We start from the raw sequence: 16285 nt of genomic DNA, 5'->3' as shown, positions 1-16285 counted from the left end.
GATGCCTACCGTTTCCCCCGTACGCCTGGCGATCATGCTCGGCACTCTGGTGGCCCTCGGGCCGCTCGCCATCGACACCTACCTGCCGGCGCTGCCGACCATGGCCGACGACTTCGGCGTGGCGGTGCACCGCATTGAACTGTCGGTGAGCGTCTATGTGCTGGGTGTGGCGCTGGGCCAGTGGCTGGGTGGGCCGCTGTCGGATCATTTCGGCCGCAAACCGGTGGCCTATGTGGGCCTGTCCGTTTTCATCGTCGCCAGCCTGGCGATCACGGTGTGCTCGCAGGTGGGCTGGCTGTACGGTCTGCGCGTGCTTCAGGCCCTGGGCGGCGGCGCCACCGTGGTGATCGCCGCCGCCTCGGTGCGCGACCATTTCAACGGCCGCGAAGCGGCCCGGGTGCTCACCAGTGTGGGCCTGGTGCTTCTGTTGGCGCCGCTGGTGGCGCCGGCGGTGGGGGCCTTCCTGCTGCACCTGGCCGGCTGGCAGAGCATCTTCGTGATGCTGGCCGGCTACGCCGTACTGGTGGCGCTTATGCTGCGCTTCGCGATGCCGTCGGTGGCCCCGCAGGTGGCGGAGGAACCGCTGCGCCACCGCATGTTCGCGGCCTACGGCCGGGTGCTGCGCCAGCGCCGGGCGATGGGCTTCATCCTCGCCAACGGCCTGATCTTTTCCGCCATGTTCACCTTCATCACCGACGCCGCCTTTCTCTATATCGAATACTTCGGCATCGACGAGGCCCGCTTCCCGCTCTATTTCGGCGCCAACGTGGTCGCCATGCTGGGGCTCAACCGCCTTAACGTGTTGCTGCTGCGCCGCTTCGACAGCGCCGCGATCATGGCCGTGGCGGTGGTACTGCAAAGCCTGGCCGCGCTGACGCTGCTGCTGCTCACCCTGAGCGGTTACCTGACGCTCTGGAGCACGGTGCCGTTGATCATGGTGGTGGCCGGCATGGCGGCGCTGGCGATCCCCAACGCGCTGGCCAGCTTCCTGGCCTTCTTCGAGCGCGACAGCGGCGCCGCCACCGGCCTCAACGGTTGCCTGCAGTTTCTGATGGCGGGGCTGATCGGTTCCGGGCTGGGCCTGATCCACAACGGTACGCCGCTGCCGATGACCGCCCTGATGGCGGCCAGCGCCGTGGGCGGCATGCTCTGCTTCTTCCTGCTGGCGCGGGAAAAGCCGGGCCTCAGGCAGTAGCCGTCAGGACATCAGGCGGGCCAGCGGCGCGCTGTGGCGTCGTGGCTTGAGCCACTGGGTCGCCAGCATCGGCAGGATCAGCACCCAGGGCAGCAGAATCCACCAGGATAGCGGCATATCGCCGTCGAACAGCTTGGCGCCCAGCGGCCAGAGCGCCACCAGGTGCAGCAGGTGCGCGAACAGGGCGGCGCCGCCGAGCAGCAGGGCCTGTTCGAGCACCGCCACCCGGCGCAGCAGGGCGGAGCGCGCGCCCAGCACCCGCAGCAGCGCCTCGTCGCGGCGCCGCTGCTGGCTGCCCGCCAGCCAGGCGGCGGCCATCACCAGCACGCTGGACGCCAGCAGCAGCACCGCCAGGGCCAGGGCCGCGCGGCTGGCGCGGGCGATCAGGTCCTGGGCCTGGTCGAGCAGGGCGTTGACGTCCAGCAGGGTGATCTGCGGGAACTGACGGATCAGGTCCGGCAGGTCCGCGCCCTGGCCCTCGGGCAGATAGAAACTGGTCAGCCAGTAGCGGTTCAGTGATTCCAGGGTGCCGGGGCTGAACATGAAGTAGAAATTCGGCTCGAAGCTTTCCCACTCCACTTCCCGCAAGCCCACCACGGTGGCGGTGACGCTGCCCGAGGGCGCGGTGAAGCCGAGCTCGTCGCCCACCTCCAGGCCCAGGGATGCCGCCAGTTCCGATTCCACCGACACTTCGCCGGGGGCATCGGCCACCCAGCGCCCGTCGGTCACCCGGTTGCTCTCCGGCAGGGTGTCGGCCTGGGTCAGCGACAGGTCGCGGTTGAGGGCGCGCTGGCCCTGGTCGTCCTCGTCTTCCTTGGTGACCGCCTCGCGCACCGGCTGGCCGTTCACCTCGGTGAGGCGGGCGCGCACCACCGGATAGAAGCCGGGCACCTCAGCGTCGTGGGTGTCCAGCCAGCTTCGGAACGCGTCCATATCCTGGTCGAACAGGTTGAGCACAAAATAGTTGGGCGCCTTCTCCGGCAGGCTGGCGCGCCACTGGCCCAGCAGCTGCTGGCCCACCTGGCTGGCCAGCGACATGACCGCCAGGGCCAGCACCATGGCGGCCAGCATCGGCAGGGTGGTCATCGGGCGCCGGGCCAGGCGCCGCAGCGCCAGACGCGGCGCCAGCGGCAGACGCGCGCCGCCCTTGTCGGCAAGGCGCAGCGGCCCCCACAGCAGCAGCGGCAGGCCCACCGCCACGGCCACCATCAGCAGCAACAGCTGCCCCAGGGCCACCAGCGAGCCGGACAGCATCATCGCCACCAGCACCGGGGCCAGCAGGGCGCCGAGCAGATTACGGCCGGTGCGCGCCGCCGGGGCCTCCAGGCGGTCGGCGAGGATCAGCCGCGCCGGCAGATCCGCCAGCCGCCACAGCCGGGGCAGGGCGAAGCCGGCCCAGATCACCACCGGCGCCAGGGCCAACAGCAGCCAGGTGAGCACGGACGGCCGCCAGGTGAGGGCGTCGCCGAGCCATTGCTGCAGCAGCAGAAAGCCGCCGCCGGCCAGCGCCAGGCCCACCAGGATGGACGGCAACAGCGCCGCCAGTTCGCGGCCCAGTATCTGGCCGAGGATAAGGCGGCGGCCGGCGCCGAAGGTTTTCATCACCGCGCAGCGGCGCGCCTGCTCGGCGCTGCGCACGCCGGCGGCCAGATAGACGGCGCCGCCGCACAGCAGCACCACCATCATCACCGACAGCTGGCCCCACAAGCTGAGTTGCCGCATCGGCCCCATGGAGCGCATCGCGGCGTCCTCGCGGGTGTCGATCTCCTGATGCGGCGCCAGGGTGGGTTCCAGCCGGTCAAGGACGCCGGCCATTTGCTCGCCGGGGGCGGCGATGCGCAGTTCATATTCGACCCGGGTGCCCGGCGCCAGCACGCCGGTGGAGTCCACGTCCTCCAGGTTCATCAGCACCCTGGGGTTCATGCTGTAGAAACCGGCGCCCTGGTCCGGCTCGCGGACCAGCACCTTGCCGATCCGCAACTGGCGCTCGCCCACGGTGACGGTGTCGCCCACGTTCTGTTCCAGGCGATCCAGCGCCGGCCCGGCCAACCACACCTCGCCGGGCGGCGGGCCCTGGTCCACGGTGCCCGGCGTGGCGAAGCGCTGCTCCGCCACGGTGAGTTCGCCGTACAGCGGGTAGGCGTCGTCCACCGCTTTGACGCTGGTGAGTACGAAGGTGTCGCCGTGCACCAGCACGGTGCTGAAGGCGCTGATCCGGGAATGGGGCAGGGCGGCCACCTGCTCGCGCTGGGCCCGGGTGGCCGGCTCGCTGCCTTCCAGCACCAGGTCGCCGCCGATCGCCTCGGCGGTGCGGTTGGCGAAGCGGTGGTCCAGCTCGCCGCGCATCAGCACCACGGCGGCGATCGCCAGGGTGCAGACCAGCAGCGCCAGGGCCTGAATGCGGAACGCGGACGAACGCCAGGGACGAAGCAGCGGTCGCGGGGACAAATCAGGCACTCAGGCGGCCCTCCACCAGTTCGTGATGGGTGCCGCAGTGCCGGGCCAGGGCCGGGTCGTGGGTCACCAGCACCAGGGCGGTGCCGTGGTCGCGGTTCAGATCGAACAGCATCTCCGCCACCTGATCGCCGTTGGCCCGGTCCAGGCTGCCGGTGGGCTCATCGGCGAACAGCAGGGCGGGCTCCATGGCGAAGGCGCGGGCCAGGGCCACGCGCTGCTGCTCGCCGCCGGAGAGCTGCGACGGGAAGTGCCGCTCGCGTTTGCCCAGACCGACCCGGGCCAGCCAGTGCCGGGCCTTGTCCCGGGCGCGGTCGGCGCCGGCGATTTCCAGCGGCAGCATGACGTTTTCCAGGGCGGTGAGGTCGGCGACCAGATGAAACGCCTGGAACACGAAGCTGCAGTAACGCCCGCGCAGCGCGGCGCGGGCGTCTTCGTCGAGGCCGCTGAACGGCTCGCCGGCGAGGCGCACGTCGCCGCCGGTGGGCACGTCCAGGCCGGCCAGCAAACCCAACAACGTGGATTTTCCGGAACCGGACGGCCCGGTGATGGCCAAAGTGTCTCCCCCTTGGACGGTGAGGTCGATATGCTCCAGGAGGGTCAGCTCGCCTTCCGGGGCGGAGACCGTTTTGCTAAGTTGTCGCGCGACAAGCACGGGAGTCGAGGCCATATGTGGGAACGCCTGATCGTTTTGGTTTTACTGGTAACGCCGTTTTGCGCCCGCGCCGAGGGCGTGCTGGTGCTGGGTGACAGCATCAGCGCGGCCTATGGTATCGAGGAAACGCAGGGATGGGTGCACCTTTTACGACAACGGCTGGAAACGCAATGTTCCGGGCTGCCGGTGAACAACGCGTCGGTGAGCGGCGACACCAGTGACGGCGGTCTGGTGCGGCTGCCGGATCTGCTCGAGCGCCACCAGCCGGACACCGTGGTGATCGAGCTGGGCGGCAACGACGGGCTGCGCGGCCTGCCGCCGCAGCGGCTGGGCGACAACCTGACCCGCATGATCGAACTGAGCGAAGCGGCCGGCGCCGAGCCGGTATTGCTGGGCATGCGTATCCCGCCCAATTACGGCCAGGCCTACACGAGACTGTTCGAGCAGGCCTTCAAAAACGTGGCCGGGGAAACCGGGGTGCCGTTCGTGCCTTTCCTGCTGGACGGCGTGGTGGAAGCGGGGCAGATGCAACGCGACGGCATACACCCCACCGCCGAGGCCCAGCCGGGCCTGCTTAAAAACGCCTGGCCGGCGATCAAACCGGCGCTGCCGGACCACTGCGACCTGTAAAGGAAGAGCACCATGGACTTCACCATCCCGTACCGGGATATCCTCGACTTCTGGTTTGGCGACAGCGGCGGCCTGGAAGGGGAGACCGACGATACCCGGGGCTGGCCGCCGCAATCGCTGCGCCGGCGCTGGTTCAAGAGCAGTGACGCCCAGGACGCGGAGATCGCCGAACGCTTCGGTGACCGGGTGGCGGCGGCGCTGCGGCGTGATCTGGTGGACTGGGAACGGGAGCCGGGGCCGAGGCTGGCGCTGATCCTGTTGCTGGACCAGTTCACGCGCAATATCCATCGCGGCACGGCGGACGCCTTCGCCGGCGACCACCACGCCGCCACGCTGACCCTGGAAGGTTTATCCACCGGCATGGACCGGCGCCTGGGCTGGGCCGGCCAGGTGTTTTTCTATATGCCGCTGATGCACGCCGAGGACGCCGAGCTGCAGGACCGCGCGGTGGCCTGCTACCAGGACCTGCACGCACGGGTGCCGGCGGCGCTTAAGGACGATATCGCCAACAACCTCAAATTCGCCGAGGAGCACCGCGACATCATCCAGCGGTTCGGCCGTTTCCCGCACCGCAACCGGGTGCTGGAGCGCACCGACAGCGCCGAGGAACTCGACTTCTTGCAGCACGCGCGGCGTTACGGGCAATAGCCGGCTTGTAGGAGCGGGCCCAGCCCGCGAAAGGGTGGCTTTAGCCACCCGGCAGGATCCCAGAGACGCTGTTGGGGCTGCCGTTAGAGATGTCTCTGGTATCCTGCGGGGGCTTCGCCCCTTTCGCGGGCGGGGCCCGCTCGCACAGGCTGGATTAGGGGCGCGGTTCCAGGGCTGTCAGGGCGATTGTCATTCGGGACGCCAGATCCGAGTCCAGGGGCGTGCCGACGGGCCGTTCGTCGACCAGCGCCAGGGCTTCTTCCAGCGGCGTGAAGCCGCTCGATTTCATCGCCTTGGGCAGCCGCTCTAGTTGCCAGGCCATGCGTTCCTCGCGGGCGTGTTCGGGGCTGTCGACGCCGGCCAGGGCTTCCAGCGCCGCCGCCAGGGCGCGGTCTTCGGCGCGCTCCTCGCCGGACGGCGCGCCGCTGACACGGTCGCGGGCCGCCTGCCAGCGCTGCCACCGGGGCAGGTCCTTGCGCAACGTCCTCAGCTGTTCCTGCAGCCGCTGCAGCTGTTGCTGCAGGCCGCGACCCAGCGACGCGCCGTCCACCGCCTGCAATTCCTCGGCGAGGGCGGCGAGGGTGGCGCCGTCCTGTTCCGGCAGGGGCCGGGCGGTTTGCTGGGCGGCCCGTTCCAGCACGGTCTGGGCCTGTTCGGCGGCTTCGGCGCGCTGCGCCTGCTTTTGTTCGGTGTCGGCCTGACGCGCGGCGAAGATGGCGTCCATGGTACGGCGGAAACGCTTCTGGAACGGCCGGTGACGCGCCGGCGGCAGCCAGGGCGCGGCGCGCCATTGCTTCTGCAGCGCCTGGGCCTCGCGGGCGGCGCCACGGACGTCGACGGCCTGTTCGCCCTGGTCGGCGGCCACGCTCTCGGCGAGGGCGGCGGCGCGCTCCAGCAGCGCCTGGCGGGGCTGCTCGGCCTGTCGCCAGGCCTCTTCCAGGCGCTCATCGATTTCGCTCAGCAGCGCCGAAAAGCGCTTTTGCACGTCGCGGGCGTCGGTGAAGCGCACCGGCGCGTGGCTCTTCCATTCCTGTGGCGCCTGCCGACGGATTTCCCACACCGCCTGCCAGTCCGCGTTCTGCCAGTCCTGGGCGGCGATGAAATCGGCCAGCTGCCGGCACAGTGCCTCGCGGCGCCGCAGGTTTTCCTCGCGCTGGGCGTCGAGCTTGGCGAAGTGCGCGCGGCAGGGTTCATAGGCCCGGTCGGAGGCGGCCTTGAAGCGGTCCCAGAGCGCCTGGTCCTGATCCTGGTCGGAGCTCATCAGCGCGCGCCACTCTTCGTGCAGGGCCTGGACGGCGCTGGCGCGCTCTTCGGCGTCCATGTCCGTTTCGGCGAGCGCTTCCATGCGCTCACAGAGCTGTTCTTTCTTGGGCTGGGCGGCGAACGCGTGCCAGTCGCGCAGCTCTTCCCGGCGTGGCGTGAGGCGCTCGAGCTGCTGTAGCAGCCAGGGGTCGTTCTGCTCGGCCAGCACCGCCTCGGCTTTGTGCCAGAGCCGGTTGGCGTGCTTGAGATTGCCCTGTTGCAGCTCCCGGCGCAGGGCCACCACCAGACCGCGGTGCTCACTGTCGGCGCCGGTCCGCGCCGGTGCCTGCCGGGGTGTCCGTTCCGGCGTCGCCGCTTCCTTCCGTTCCGGCGTCTCCGGCGGGCGGGCCGCCGCCAGGGTGGAAGGCGCGGCCACCTCGGCGGGCCACTGTTCGGCCAGTTCGCGCCGCTGTTCGTCGTCCTCGGCGTCCAGGGCCGCTTCGGCCAGGGCGATCAGCCGGCGCCATTCGCTCAACCGCGAGTGGAACATCAGGTCGGACTCGTCGTCCGCCTCGAGCAGTTCGCCGGCGGCCTGCCAGCGCCGCTCCTGGGTGGCCACCGCGGAGCGCAGCTCGCCGAGCTGCTGGTCCCAGGTCTCCGCGCTCAGGTCGCGGTACAGAGAGCGCAGGGTGTCCAGGGCGGCGCGGCGCTCGTGGGCGGCGGATTCCAGCGCTTCCTGGCGGGCCACCGCTTCCTGCTGCTCGCGCCGATGCGCGTGGCACTGCGCCAGGGCACTTGCCACGCGGGCGGAGCGGGCGTCATCGGCGTGTTCGGCCAGCGCCTGCCAGCGCTGTTCGAGCTGCTGCAGGCGGCCTTCGAACAGCGGGTCGGCACTATGCTGGGCCAGTTGGTCCAGGGCGTCGATCAGGGCGTCGAGCTGTTCCTCGTGGCGGCGCGCCTCGGCGTCCCGGGCCTGCAGGGCCTTGACGCGGTCACGGGCGACGCGCACCACCTTTTTGTCGCGGCCTTCGCGGCCCAGCTGGCGCAGCAGGGTGGCGTCCTCCAGACGTTCGGCGGCGGCCAGACGCAACGCGGCGTCGGCGCCTTCCAGGGCCAACCGGTAGAGCGATTCCGGATCGTCGATGGCGGCCAGGGCCACCTCCCGGCACGCCTGGTCGGGGCTGTGGCGGGCCACATGCAGCAGCACCCGGGCATTGCCGGTGTGCTGGATCAGCCGCAGCCGGGTCTCCACCGCCGGGGCGCCGTCCACGGTGCCGGCCAGCAGCGCCACGAAGCGGTCCGAGGCGGCGTCACGCACGCCGGCGTCGGCGTCCGCTTCGATCAGCCGGTCCAGCAGGTGCAGGTCCAGCAGGGCCGACACGGCGGCGGCGCGCACCCTGGCGCTGTCGTCGTCGCGGGCGAGTTTCGACAAAGTTTCCTGATCCTGGCGCGGATCCAGGGTCGCGACCGCCTGGGCGCGAACCTCGGCGTCGCGGTGTTGCCACCGGGGTTTGAACAGTTTGCCTAGCATGGCCATCCCATTGGATTTGCTTTGTATTTATGCGGCGCGAGGGGGCGCCGGGCCACTACTATAGGCAACCCTCGGATAGGATCACAGACGTGACTCGATAAGAGCGTCTTTTTCCGCCCAGATTTCGCTCACCCACTCCTGAATGCGGCGCCGGAATTCCGGGTCGTTTTCGTAATCGCCCTGCGCCGCCCAGTCCGGGATCGGCCGGCGCCGGGCGATCACTTCCACCCGATCCATGTCGCCGCCCAGGAAGCCGAGCAGGGAGCGGCTGGTGCCCGGAGGATAGACAATGGTGAAGTCGAGCAGGCAGTGCAGCTGGCCGCCCATGGCTTTAAGGGTAAAGGCGGCGCCGCCGGCCTTGGGTTTGAGCAGGTGCCGGTAGGGCGAATCCTGTTGGCGGTGTTTCTCCGGCGTGAAGCGGGTGCCTTCGAAGAAGTTCATCACCGAGACCGGATAGTGCGCGTACTTCTCGCAGGCCTTGCGGGTGGTCTCCATGTCCTTGCCTTTGAGCTCCGGACGTTTTTCCAGCTGGGCGCGGCTGTAGCGCTTCATGAACGGAAAATCCAGCGCCCACCAGGCCAGCCCCAGCAGCGGCACCCAGATCAGTTCCTGTTTGAGGAAGAACTTCAGCGACGGCACCCGGCGGTTGGTGACTTTCTGCAACACCAGAATGTCCGCCCAGGACTGGTGGTTGGAGGTCATCAGATACCACTCATGGCGGGCCAGGCCGTCCATGCCTTCCACCCGCCATTCCACCTGACTGAACAGATCAATGATCGCGTTGTTGATCGCCATCCAGGTTTCGGCGATCACCACCAACACCCGGGACAACCGAACCTGGGCGGCGTGGAACGGCAGCAGCAGCCGGAGCAGGGCGAACAGATACAGGGGGGTGACCAGCAACAGGGTGTTGATAAAGATCCCCACCAGCGCCAGCACGCCGCGGATTCTTGTTGAAACGTTCATCAGCGTTACACGGTTGCGGAGTAAGCGCGCATGCTAGCGCAGATGGCGGGCCGGCCCCATGTCAGTTTCGGTCACTCGGGCGACCAGGGCTGCCATTGGCGAGGCTACCGCGAGCGGGTAGGGTCGGGTTTTCGAATTGAAGGAGCGGTGTTCATGAGTGGTCCCCTGGCGTCTTTGAAAGTTCTGGATTTTTCCACCCTGTTGCCCGGTCCGTTCGCGACCCTGATGCTGGCCGACATGGGAGCCGAGGTGCTGCGCGTGGAATCACCGACCCGCCCGGACATGGTGCGCTTGCTGCCGCCGTCCGAGGACGGCGTGTCGGCGGTGCACGGCTATATCAACCGCTCCAAGCGGTCGATCGCCGTGGATCTGAAGAAGCCGGAAGGCAAGGAGATCATCCGGCGTCTGGTGGCCGAGTACGACATTATCGTCGAGCAGTTCCGGCCCGGGGTCATGGACCGCCTGGGCGTGGGCTACGAAGACCTTAAGGCGATCAACCCGGGGCTGATCTACTGCTCGATCACCGGCTACGGCCAGGACGGGCCCTACCGGGACCGGGCCGGCCACGATCTGAACTATCTGTCGATCGCCGGCATGACCGCCTACAACGGCCGCAAGGCCTCCGGCCCGGCGCCGATGGCGTTCCAGGTGGCGGACATCGCCGGCGGTTCCTGCCATGCGGTGATGGGCGTGCTGGCGGCGGTGATCCACCGCCAGAGCACCGGCGAGGGCCAGCACGTGGACATCTCCATGACCGACGCCGCCTTCAGCCTGCACGGCCTGGCCGCGCCGCCGGCCCTGGTGGGCGGGCAGGACCCGGACCTGGAGACCACCCAGCTCAACGGTGGCGGCTTCTATGACTGCTACCGCACCCGCGACGGACGCTTTATGTCCGTGGCCGGCCTGGAGCCGCAGTTCTTCACCCAGTTCTGCCAGGCCATCGGCAAGCCGGAACTGACCAGTAAGGGCATGACCCTGGACCCGACCGTGGTGGCGGAAGTGAAAGCGGAGATCGCCGAGGTGATCGGCGGCCAGGACTACGACCACTGGTGCCGGGTATTCGCCGATCTGGATTGCTGCGTGGAGCCGGTGCTGAGTTTCTCCGAAGCCACCGAGCATCCGCAGCTGAAGGCCCGCGACATGGTGGTGGAGGTGCCGCGCCACGACGGCGGCAAGCAGCGCCAGGTGGCGTCGCCGTTCAAGTTCTCCGCCACGCCGGTGGGCTACCGTTTCAGCGGTGCCCGTCTCGGGCAGCACAGCGACGAAGTGCTGGCCGACCACGGCTTCAGCGACGAGGATATCCAGGCCTTCAAGGATTCCGGCGCGGTGGGTTGATCGGTAATTCCCGCCGCCTCCGGGCGGCGCTATGCTGTCGTCATGAGGCGACTTTCCGGGCTGTTGATACTTTGTATGGTGGGGCTTCCGTTACCCGGGACGGCGGCCCCGCGATCTCCACGGATCCCTGTACCCAGGGACCGCGCTCCCTCTGGGTGGACCGCACCCACGACTGGCTCTCCCGCGGCCTGTGCTGGCCGAGCCGCTGGGTGGACGGCTTTTTCGCCGACCCGCTCAGCACCAGCAACGAGCCCGCCGGCAGCCTGGTGCGAATCACCGGCGAGCGCACCTGGCGAGACGACGACCTGGACGACCGCGACCTGGATGTGGACGCCCGGGTGTGGTTGCCGAGCGCCGAGCGACGCCTTTCCCTGCTGTTTCGCAGCAACGAGGACGACACCGTCGCCGACGGCCCGCAGGCTTCCGAAATCACCGGTGCCGGCGAGGACGACAGCGGCTTTCGCGGCGCGCTGCGCTGGGTGATCAACCGCACCGAGGCCATGGACCTGGACCTGGACACCGGCGTGCGCTCCGACCTGACCACCTTTACCCGGCTCCGTTACCGCAGCGTCCACCCCCTGTTCAATGAATGGGCCTGGCTGCGGTTCACCGAGCGGGTGGAGTGGCGGGACCCCAAAGGCTGGCGCAGCCGCTCCCTGTTCGAGGTCGACCGCGCCTTGACCGATACGGCCAGCGTGCGCCTGGCCAGCGAGATTCAGTACAGCGAGGAATTAAACGAGGACGGGCGCGGGCTGGGGCTGTTCCAGGGGGTGAATCTGTTCCTGCGCGCCGGCGACAAAGCGGCCTGGAATCTGGGCGCCGGGGCCGCCGGCTTCACCAAGCCGGAGGCGCGGGTGGACAGCTACCGCTGTTACGTGCGCTACCGGCGCCAGGTGTGGCGGCCGTGGCTGTTCGTGGAAGTGGAGCCGTTCGTGCTGTGGCCCCGGGATCAGGGCTATCAGGGGGTGAACGGCTTTACCGTGCGGTTGGAGACCCTGTTCGGCCGCCTGGACGGCTGACGCCGCTCAGTTGGCCCAGGTGCTGCGGCGGCGGCCGGACTTGGATTTCAGCAGCAGGCCGGCGATGGCGCCGAGAATCAGAATGCCGACCCCGGTGATCCATTGCTGGGAGGTGTTATTACCGCGCAGCATGGCGTTTTCCGCTTTCACCTGGTCGAGCTCCGAGCGCAGCATGCTGAGCTCTTCGTTGAGACGGCGGTTGGCCTGATCCAGGCGGATCGGATCGGCGGCCACGTCGCGCAGGTTTTCCAGCTCGTCGCTGCGGCTGCTCAGGGAACCCTTAAGCTCTTCGTTTTCGGCACTGAGGCGGTCGCGCTCCGTTTCCACGCTACTCAGGCGCTCGCGCATTTCGGTCATGCGGCTTTCCATCTCCTTGCTGTCACCGCTGATCTGCTCCAGGCGGATGGCGGCGGTGGGGGAGCGGCTGATGTACTGCTTGGGGATGTAGCCTTCGTTATCGCTGAAGCGGATGTGCGCCCAGTCACCGTCTTCCCCCAGAAATTCCACCCGGGTGCCGCTTTTCAGGCCACGATGGACGATGCGGTAGCCGGAGCCGGCGCCGGAGCGCACCGGCACATAGATTTCATCGTCGATCCAGGCGGTGGCGGCCAGGGCCGGTGTGGACAGCAGGGCAATCAGCACGAAGCAGAGCCAGCGAACGAGCATTAAGAGGTACTCCTTAGTTTTCAAGGCGCGAAGTTTAGGCAACCCTCGGCGGCAATGGCGCCGAAATAGTCACATTTTCCGGCGCTTCGCGGATCGATTTTGTAAAAACTCAGGGCAGGACGGCCTTGAAGGGCTTCACCTGGACGTGCGCGTAGACGCCGGCGGCCACATAGGGGTCGGCGTCGGCCCAGTCACGGGCCGCCTGCAGCGATTCGAACTCCGCCACCACCAGCGAGCCGCTGAAGCCGGCATCGCCGGGGTCCTCGCTGTCCACCGCCGGCAGCGGCCCGGCCAGAATCAGGCGGCCCTGATCACGCAGCCGCTCCAGGCGGGCGATATGGTCGGGGCGGGCGGTCTTGCGCAGCGGCAGGGAGTCGGCCACGTCTTCACTGATTATCGCGTACAGCATCGTCGTCCTTTTTCTTCGATTCCTTGGCGGATTTCTCCTGGTGGAACAGTTGTTTGCGGTCTTCTTCGGAAATGTGCCGGTAGAAATACAGGAACACCGCCACGTAGAACACCATCTGGATGGCGGTGAAGCCGAACAGTTTGAAATTGACCCAGAAGTCGGTGCTGAACGTATAGGCGATGAACAGATTGAGCGCGCCCAGAAAGATGAAGTACAGCACGAAAGCCAGATTCAAGCGGGTCCACTGGGCAGCGCCCAGCGCCACCACGCGGCCGAAACCGCTGATCATCAGCTTTTCGCACAGCCGCTGCAGCAGATTGCGCTCGCGCAGGAAATGCCCGCCCAGCAGCACCGCCGCCAGCACGAAGCTGATGATCGACGGCCGCCATTTAATAAACACATCATCGCGCAGCAGCAGGGTGAGGCCGCCGAACACCAGGGTGACGGCCAGCACCATCAGGTGCAGCCTGTGCCAGCGCTTCCAGATCAGACGGCCGGCGACCACCTGAAAGCTGGTGGCGGCGATGATGCCCCAGGTGGCGAGCATGATGTCGCGGCCACTGAGAAAATAGAGGCCGAAAAACACCACCACGGGGAGATAATCAAACAATTGCTTCATGGACACGCATCCTTACCGGGACCGCCGATGGTAGCGGGAACGGCGGCGCAAATCATCCCGCCGGGGCAGGTTGTGTGATACCTTGCCCGCCATGACCGATACCACCCGTTTCCAGCGCCCCGATTTCCACAGCCACAGCCTGGCCTCGGACGGCGTGCTGTCGCCCACCGACCTGGTGGCCCGCGCCGCCGATCACGGCGTCGACGCCCTGGCGCTCACCGACCACGACACCCTGGCCGGCCTGCCGGAAGCTCGCCGTGCCGCTGATCGGCACGGTATTACCCTGGTGCCGGGCATTGAGCTGTCGGTGCTGTGCGGCAGCCGGGAAATCCACGTGCTCGGCCTGTGGGTGGACCCGGAAGCGCCGGTGCTGGTGGAGCGGGTCAACCGTCAATTGGAGGCCCGCCGCGAGCGGGCGGTGCGCATCGGCGCCCGCCTGGACAAGGCGGCCCGGCTGGAACACAGCTACCGCAAGGCCTGCGAGCTGGCCGACAGCGACACACCCGGGCGGCCCTGGTTCGCGAAAATGCTGGTGGAAGCCGGCGTGGTGCGCGATCAGCGCCACGCGTTCAACCGTTTCCTTAAGAAAGGCCAGTCCGGCTTCGTGTCGACCCCCTGGGTGAGCCTGGAGGAGGGCGTCTCCGAGCTGCTGGCCGCCGGCGGCATTCCGGTGCTGGCCCATCCCCAGGCCTACGGCCTGACCCGCAAGCGGCTGCGTGAGCTGGTGCGCGATTTCCGCAATGCCGGTGGCCTGGCCCTGGAGGCGATGATGCCCGGGCTCAGCCCGCAGCAGGCGGCGCTGCTCGAGGAGTGCTGGCGGCATTTCGACCTGGCGGTGTCCGGCGGCAGCGATTTCCATTCCCCCCAGCAGAAATGGCTGGCGCTGGGCGGCCTGCCGCCGTTTCCGGCGGACGGCACGCCGGTCTGGGCGCTGCCCCAGGCGGGTGTTGCGCCGACCGGGGCGCGGGTGGAGAATGCGGCCCCATGACCGATGTATTGCATATCCACCCCGAAACACCCCAGCCGCGCCTGATCCGCCAGGCCGTGGACGTGATCCGTGGCGGCGGGCTGATCGCCTATCCCACCGACACCACCTACGCTCTGGGTTGCGGGATCGGCGAGAAGGACGCCCTGGATCGCCTGATCCGCCTGCGCCGGCTGGACAATAAACACCAGTTCACTTTGCTGTGCCCGGACCTGTCGGTGCTGGCTACCTACGCCAAGGTGGACAACCCGGACTACCGGCTGCTCAAGGCGCACACGCCGGGGCCCTACACCTTCATTCTCAGCGCCACCAGCGAGGTGCCGCGGCGGCTGATGCACCCCAAGAAGCGCACCATCGGCATCCGCGTGCCGGATCATCCGATCTGCCAGGCGCTGCTCAACGAGCACGGCGGGCCGATCATGACCTCCACCGCCCATCTGCCCGACGACGAGTTCCCGCTGACCGACCCCCAGGACGTGCGCGACTTCCTGCAGGGGCAGGTGGATCTGGTCATCGACGGCGGCTTCTGCGGGGTCACCGAGACCACCGTGATTTCGCTGGCCGACGGTAACGGCCCGGAGGTGGTCCGCGAAGGGGCCGGTCCGCTGGACGCTATCTTCTGAGCGGGTTGCGCCCAGCCCTGTCTTTACACCGTCTCTTCCCTTTATAATCGCCGCTTTCCGCCGTTACGACAGGAGTCGGCTTTTGAGTTCCGTGGTTCCCTCCCAAAGAGTGGTATCGGGCATGCGCGCCACCGGGCGCCTGCATTTGGGGCATTACCATGGCGTGCTTAAGAATTGGGCGCGCTTGCAGCATGAGTACGAGTGTTTCTTTTTCGTCGCGGACTGGCACGGTCTGACCACTGAATACGAGGATCCGCACGGTATTCAGGGCCACGTCTGGGACCTGGTGACCGACTGGCTGGCCGCCGGGGTGAACCCCGGGTCCGCCACGCTGTTCATCCAGAGCCAGGTGCCCGAGCACGCCGAGCTGCATCTGCTGCTGTCGATGATGACGCCGTTGTCCTGGCTGGAACGGGTGCCGACCTACAAGGACCAGCAGGAAAAACTGCGCGAGAAAGACCTGAGCACCTACGGCTTTCTCGGCTACCCGCTGCTGCAGGCGGCGGACATCCTGATCTACCGGGCCGGCCAGGTGCCGGTGGGCGCCGACCAGGTGGCCCATGTGGAGCTGACCCGGGAAGTGGCGCGGCGCTTCAACCACCTCTACGGCCGTGAGCCCGGCTTCGAAGAGGCGGTGACCGCGGCGATCAAGAAGATGGGCAAGAAGCAGGCGCGCATCTACGCCGATAACCGCCGCAAGTACCAGGAGCAGGGCGACGAATCGGCCCTGGAAGCGGCCCGCGCGCTGGTGCAGAACCAGCAGAACATCACGCTCGGCGACAAAGAACGCCTGAACGGGGACCTGGAAGGCGGCGGCAAGGTGATCCTGCCGGAGCCGCAGTCGCTGCTTACGCCGGCCTCGAAGATGCCCGGCCTGGACGGTCAGAAAATGTCCAAGTCCTACGGCAACTTCATCAGCCTGCGCGAGGAGCCGGACGACGTGGACGCCAAGATCCGCCGCATGCCCACCGATCCGGCGCGGGTGCGCCGCAGCGATCCGGGCACGCCGGAGAAGTGCCCGGTGTGGGAGTTCCACAAGGTGTATTCCGACGAGCGCACCCGCCAGTGGGTTCAGGAAGGCTGCACCTCCGCCGGCATCGGCTGCCTGGAGTGCAAGAAGCCGGTGATCGAAGCGGTGCAGGCGGAGCTGGAGCCGATCCGGCGCCGCGCCGAGGACCATTTGCGTAATCCGGATCTGGTGCGCACGATTGTTTCCGAAGGGTGTGAAGAGGCCCGCGAAGTGGCCCGCGCCACCCTCGACGAAGTGCGCTCGGTAATGGGCCTTCAATACCGGTAACGGTGAACCAT

15 protein-coding genes are annotated in these 16285 nt (G+C 67.9%); 8 read left to right on the top strand and 7 right to left on the bottom strand.

The window, feature by feature from the left end; genetic code table 11:
* Position 1: 1 nt before the first annotated feature.
* A complete protein-coding gene (locus tag ISO4_RS08710; RefSeq protein ID WP_194855934.1) occupies positions 2 to 1195 on the top strand; it encodes a multidrug effflux MFS transporter in 1194 nt (397 codons plus the stop codon).
* Positions 1196 to 1198: 3 nt separating this feature from the next.
* Here ISO4_RS08710 and ISO4_RS08705 read toward each other — a convergent pair whose 3' ends face one another.
* Positions 1199 to 3652, bottom strand: coding sequence for an ABC transporter permease (locus ISO4_RS08705; RefSeq protein WP_323745361.1), 2454 nt, complete (start codon positions 3650 to 3652; stop codon positions 1199 to 1201).
* Positions 3645 to 4319: an ABC transporter ATP-binding protein gene (locus tag ISO4_RS08700; protein ID WP_142949742.1), complete on the bottom strand. Its 675-nt coding sequence runs from the start codon at positions 4317 to 4319 to the stop codon at positions 3645 to 3647. The genes ISO4_RS08705 and ISO4_RS08700 overlap by 8 nt, the downstream gene beginning before the upstream one ends.
* Between ISO4_RS08700 and ISO4_RS08695 the strand changes: the two genes are divergently transcribed.
* Entirely contained in the window at positions 4320 to 4934 is a 615-nt protein-coding gene (locus tag ISO4_RS08695; RefSeq protein WP_194855933.1) for an arylesterase, read from the top strand.
* Between the two features lie 12 nt (positions 4935 to 4946).
* Entirely contained in the window at positions 4947 to 5582 is a 636-nt protein-coding gene (locus ISO4_RS08690) for a DUF924 family protein (protein ID WP_194855932.1), read from the top strand.
* A 154-nt stretch (positions 5583 to 5736) separates the two neighbouring features.
* On the opposite strand, the gene ISO4_RS08685 is transcribed toward ISO4_RS08690, so the two are convergent.
* Together ISO4_RS08685 and ISO4_RS08680 are read right to left on the bottom strand one after the other, a co-directional pair.
* Complete coding sequence (locus ISO4_RS08685; RefSeq protein ID WP_194855931.1) at positions 5737 to 8355, bottom strand: DUF349 domain-containing protein; 2619 nt, start codon at positions 8353 to 8355, stop codon at positions 5737 to 5739.
* 81 nt (positions 8356 to 8436) lie between these two features.
* The gene (locus ISO4_RS08680) at positions 8437 to 9321 is read right to left on the bottom strand and encodes an acyltransferase (protein WP_194855930.1); all 885 of its coding nucleotides are present in this window, start codon (positions 9319 to 9321) and stop codon (positions 8437 to 8439) included.
* Between the two features lie 153 nt (positions 9322 to 9474).
* Here ISO4_RS08680 and ISO4_RS08675 point away from each other — a divergent pair, with 153 nt between their 5' ends.
* Positions 9475 to 10656 carry a CaiB/BaiF CoA transferase family protein gene (locus tag ISO4_RS08675; RefSeq protein WP_142949737.1) on the top strand — a complete coding sequence of 394 codons (1182 nt, stop codon included), beginning with the start codon at positions 9475 to 9477 and terminating at the stop codon, positions 10654 to 10656.
* Positions 10657 to 10811: 155 nt separating this feature from the next.
* Positions 10812 to 11675 carry a hypothetical protein gene (locus ISO4_RS08670; protein ID WP_194855929.1) on the top strand — a complete coding sequence of 288 codons (864 nt, stop codon included), beginning with the start codon at positions 10812 to 10814 and terminating at the stop codon, positions 11673 to 11675.
* Between the two features lie 6 nt (positions 11676 to 11681).
* Here ISO4_RS08670 and ISO4_RS08665 read toward each other — a convergent pair whose 3' ends face one another.
* From ISO4_RS08665 to ISO4_RS08655, 3 genes are all read right to left on the bottom strand, one after another.
* Positions 11682 to 12341 carry a TIGR04211 family SH3 domain-containing protein gene (locus ISO4_RS08665; RefSeq protein WP_194855928.1) on the bottom strand — a complete coding sequence of 220 codons (660 nt, stop codon included), beginning with the start codon at positions 12339 to 12341 and terminating at the stop codon, positions 11682 to 11684.
* A 109-nt stretch (positions 12342 to 12450) separates the two neighbouring features.
* Positions 12451 to 12750 (bottom strand): YciI family protein, encoded by a 300-nt coding sequence (locus tag ISO4_RS08660; RefSeq protein ID WP_142949734.1) that lies wholly within the window; start codon positions 12748 to 12750, stop codon positions 12451 to 12453.
* Entirely contained in the window at positions 12728 to 13369 is a 642-nt protein-coding gene (locus tag ISO4_RS08655) for an inner membrane-spanning protein YciB (protein WP_194855927.1), read from the bottom strand. The genes ISO4_RS08660 and ISO4_RS08655 overlap by 23 nt, the downstream gene beginning before the upstream one ends.
* A 91-nt stretch (positions 13370 to 13460) precedes the next feature.
* On the opposite strand from ISO4_RS08655, the gene ISO4_RS08650 reads away from it, so the two are divergent.
* The 3 genes from ISO4_RS08650 to ISO4_RS08640 all read left to right on the top strand — a co-directional run bounded on the left by ISO4_RS08650 (position 13461) and on the right by ISO4_RS08640 (position 16274).
* Positions 13461 to 14357 (top strand): PHP domain-containing protein, encoded by an 897-nt coding sequence (locus ISO4_RS08650; protein ID WP_194855926.1) that lies wholly within the window; start codon positions 13461 to 13463, stop codon positions 14355 to 14357.
* A complete protein-coding gene (locus ISO4_RS08645) occupies positions 14354 to 14977 on the top strand; it encodes an L-threonylcarbamoyladenylate synthase (RefSeq protein WP_067610796.1) in 624 nt (207 codons plus the stop codon). Before ISO4_RS08650 ends, ISO4_RS08645 begins: the two co-directional genes overlap by 4 nt.
* Before the next feature lie 82 nt (positions 14978 to 15059).
* The gene (locus tag ISO4_RS08640) at positions 15060 to 16274 is read left to right on the top strand and encodes a tryptophan--tRNA ligase (protein WP_194855925.1); all 1215 of its coding nucleotides are present in this window, start codon (positions 15060 to 15062) and stop codon (positions 16272 to 16274) included.
* Positions 16275 to 16285: the final 11 nt, after the last annotated feature.

It is taken from the genome of Alloalcanivorax venustensis ISO4 (assembly GCF_015356855.1).
GTDB lineage: Bacteria > Pseudomonadota > Gammaproteobacteria > Pseudomonadales > Alcanivoracaceae > Alloalcanivorax > Alloalcanivorax venustensis.
This window is presented reverse-complemented; position numbering and strand designations above follow the sequence as displayed.

Excerpts from the sequence above, each read along its gene's own strand:
- ISO4_RS08710 (WP_194855934.1), top strand. The coding sequence starts at position 2 with ATGCCTACCGTTTCCCCCGTACGCCTGGCGATCATGCTCGGCACTCTG.
- ISO4_RS08700 (WP_142949742.1), bottom strand. The coding sequence starts at position 4,319 with ATGGCCTCGACTCCCGTGCTTGTCGCGCGACAACTTAGCAAAACGGTC.
- ISO4_RS08695 (WP_194855933.1), top strand. The coding sequence starts at position 4,320 with ATGTGGGAACGCCTGATCGTTTTGGTTTTACTGGTAACGCCGTTTTGC.
- ISO4_RS08690 (WP_194855932.1), top strand. The coding sequence starts at position 4,947 with ATGGACTTCACCATCCCGTACCGGGATATCCTCGACTTCTGGTTTGGC.
- ISO4_RS08685 (WP_194855931.1), bottom strand. The coding sequence starts at position 8,355 with ATGCTAGGCAAACTGTTCAAACCCCGGTGGCAACACCGCGACGCCGAG.
- ISO4_RS08680 (WP_194855930.1), bottom strand. The coding sequence starts at position 9,321 with ATGAACGTTTCAACAAGAATCCGCGGCGTGCTGGCGCTGGTGGGGATC.
- ISO4_RS08675 (WP_142949737.1), top strand. The coding sequence starts at position 9,475 with ATGAGTGGTCCCCTGGCGTCTTTGAAAGTTCTGGATTTTTCCACCCTG.
- ISO4_RS08665 (WP_194855928.1), bottom strand. The coding sequence starts at position 12,341 with ATGCTCGTTCGCTGGCTCTGCTTCGTGCTGATTGCCCTGCTGTCCACA.
- ISO4_RS08660 (WP_142949734.1), bottom strand. The coding sequence starts at position 12,750 with ATGCTGTACGCGATAATCAGTGAAGACGTGGCCGACTCCCTGCCGCTG.
- ISO4_RS08655 (WP_194855927.1), bottom strand. The coding sequence starts at position 13,369 with ATGAAGCAATTGTTTGATTATCTCCCCGTGGTGGTGTTTTTCGGCCTC.
- ISO4_RS08650 (WP_194855926.1), top strand. The coding sequence starts at position 13,461 with ATGACCGATACCACCCGTTTCCAGCGCCCCGATTTCCACAGCCACAGC.
- ISO4_RS08645 (WP_067610796.1), top strand. The coding sequence starts at position 14,354 with ATGACCGATGTATTGCATATCCACCCCGAAACACCCCAGCCGCGCCTG.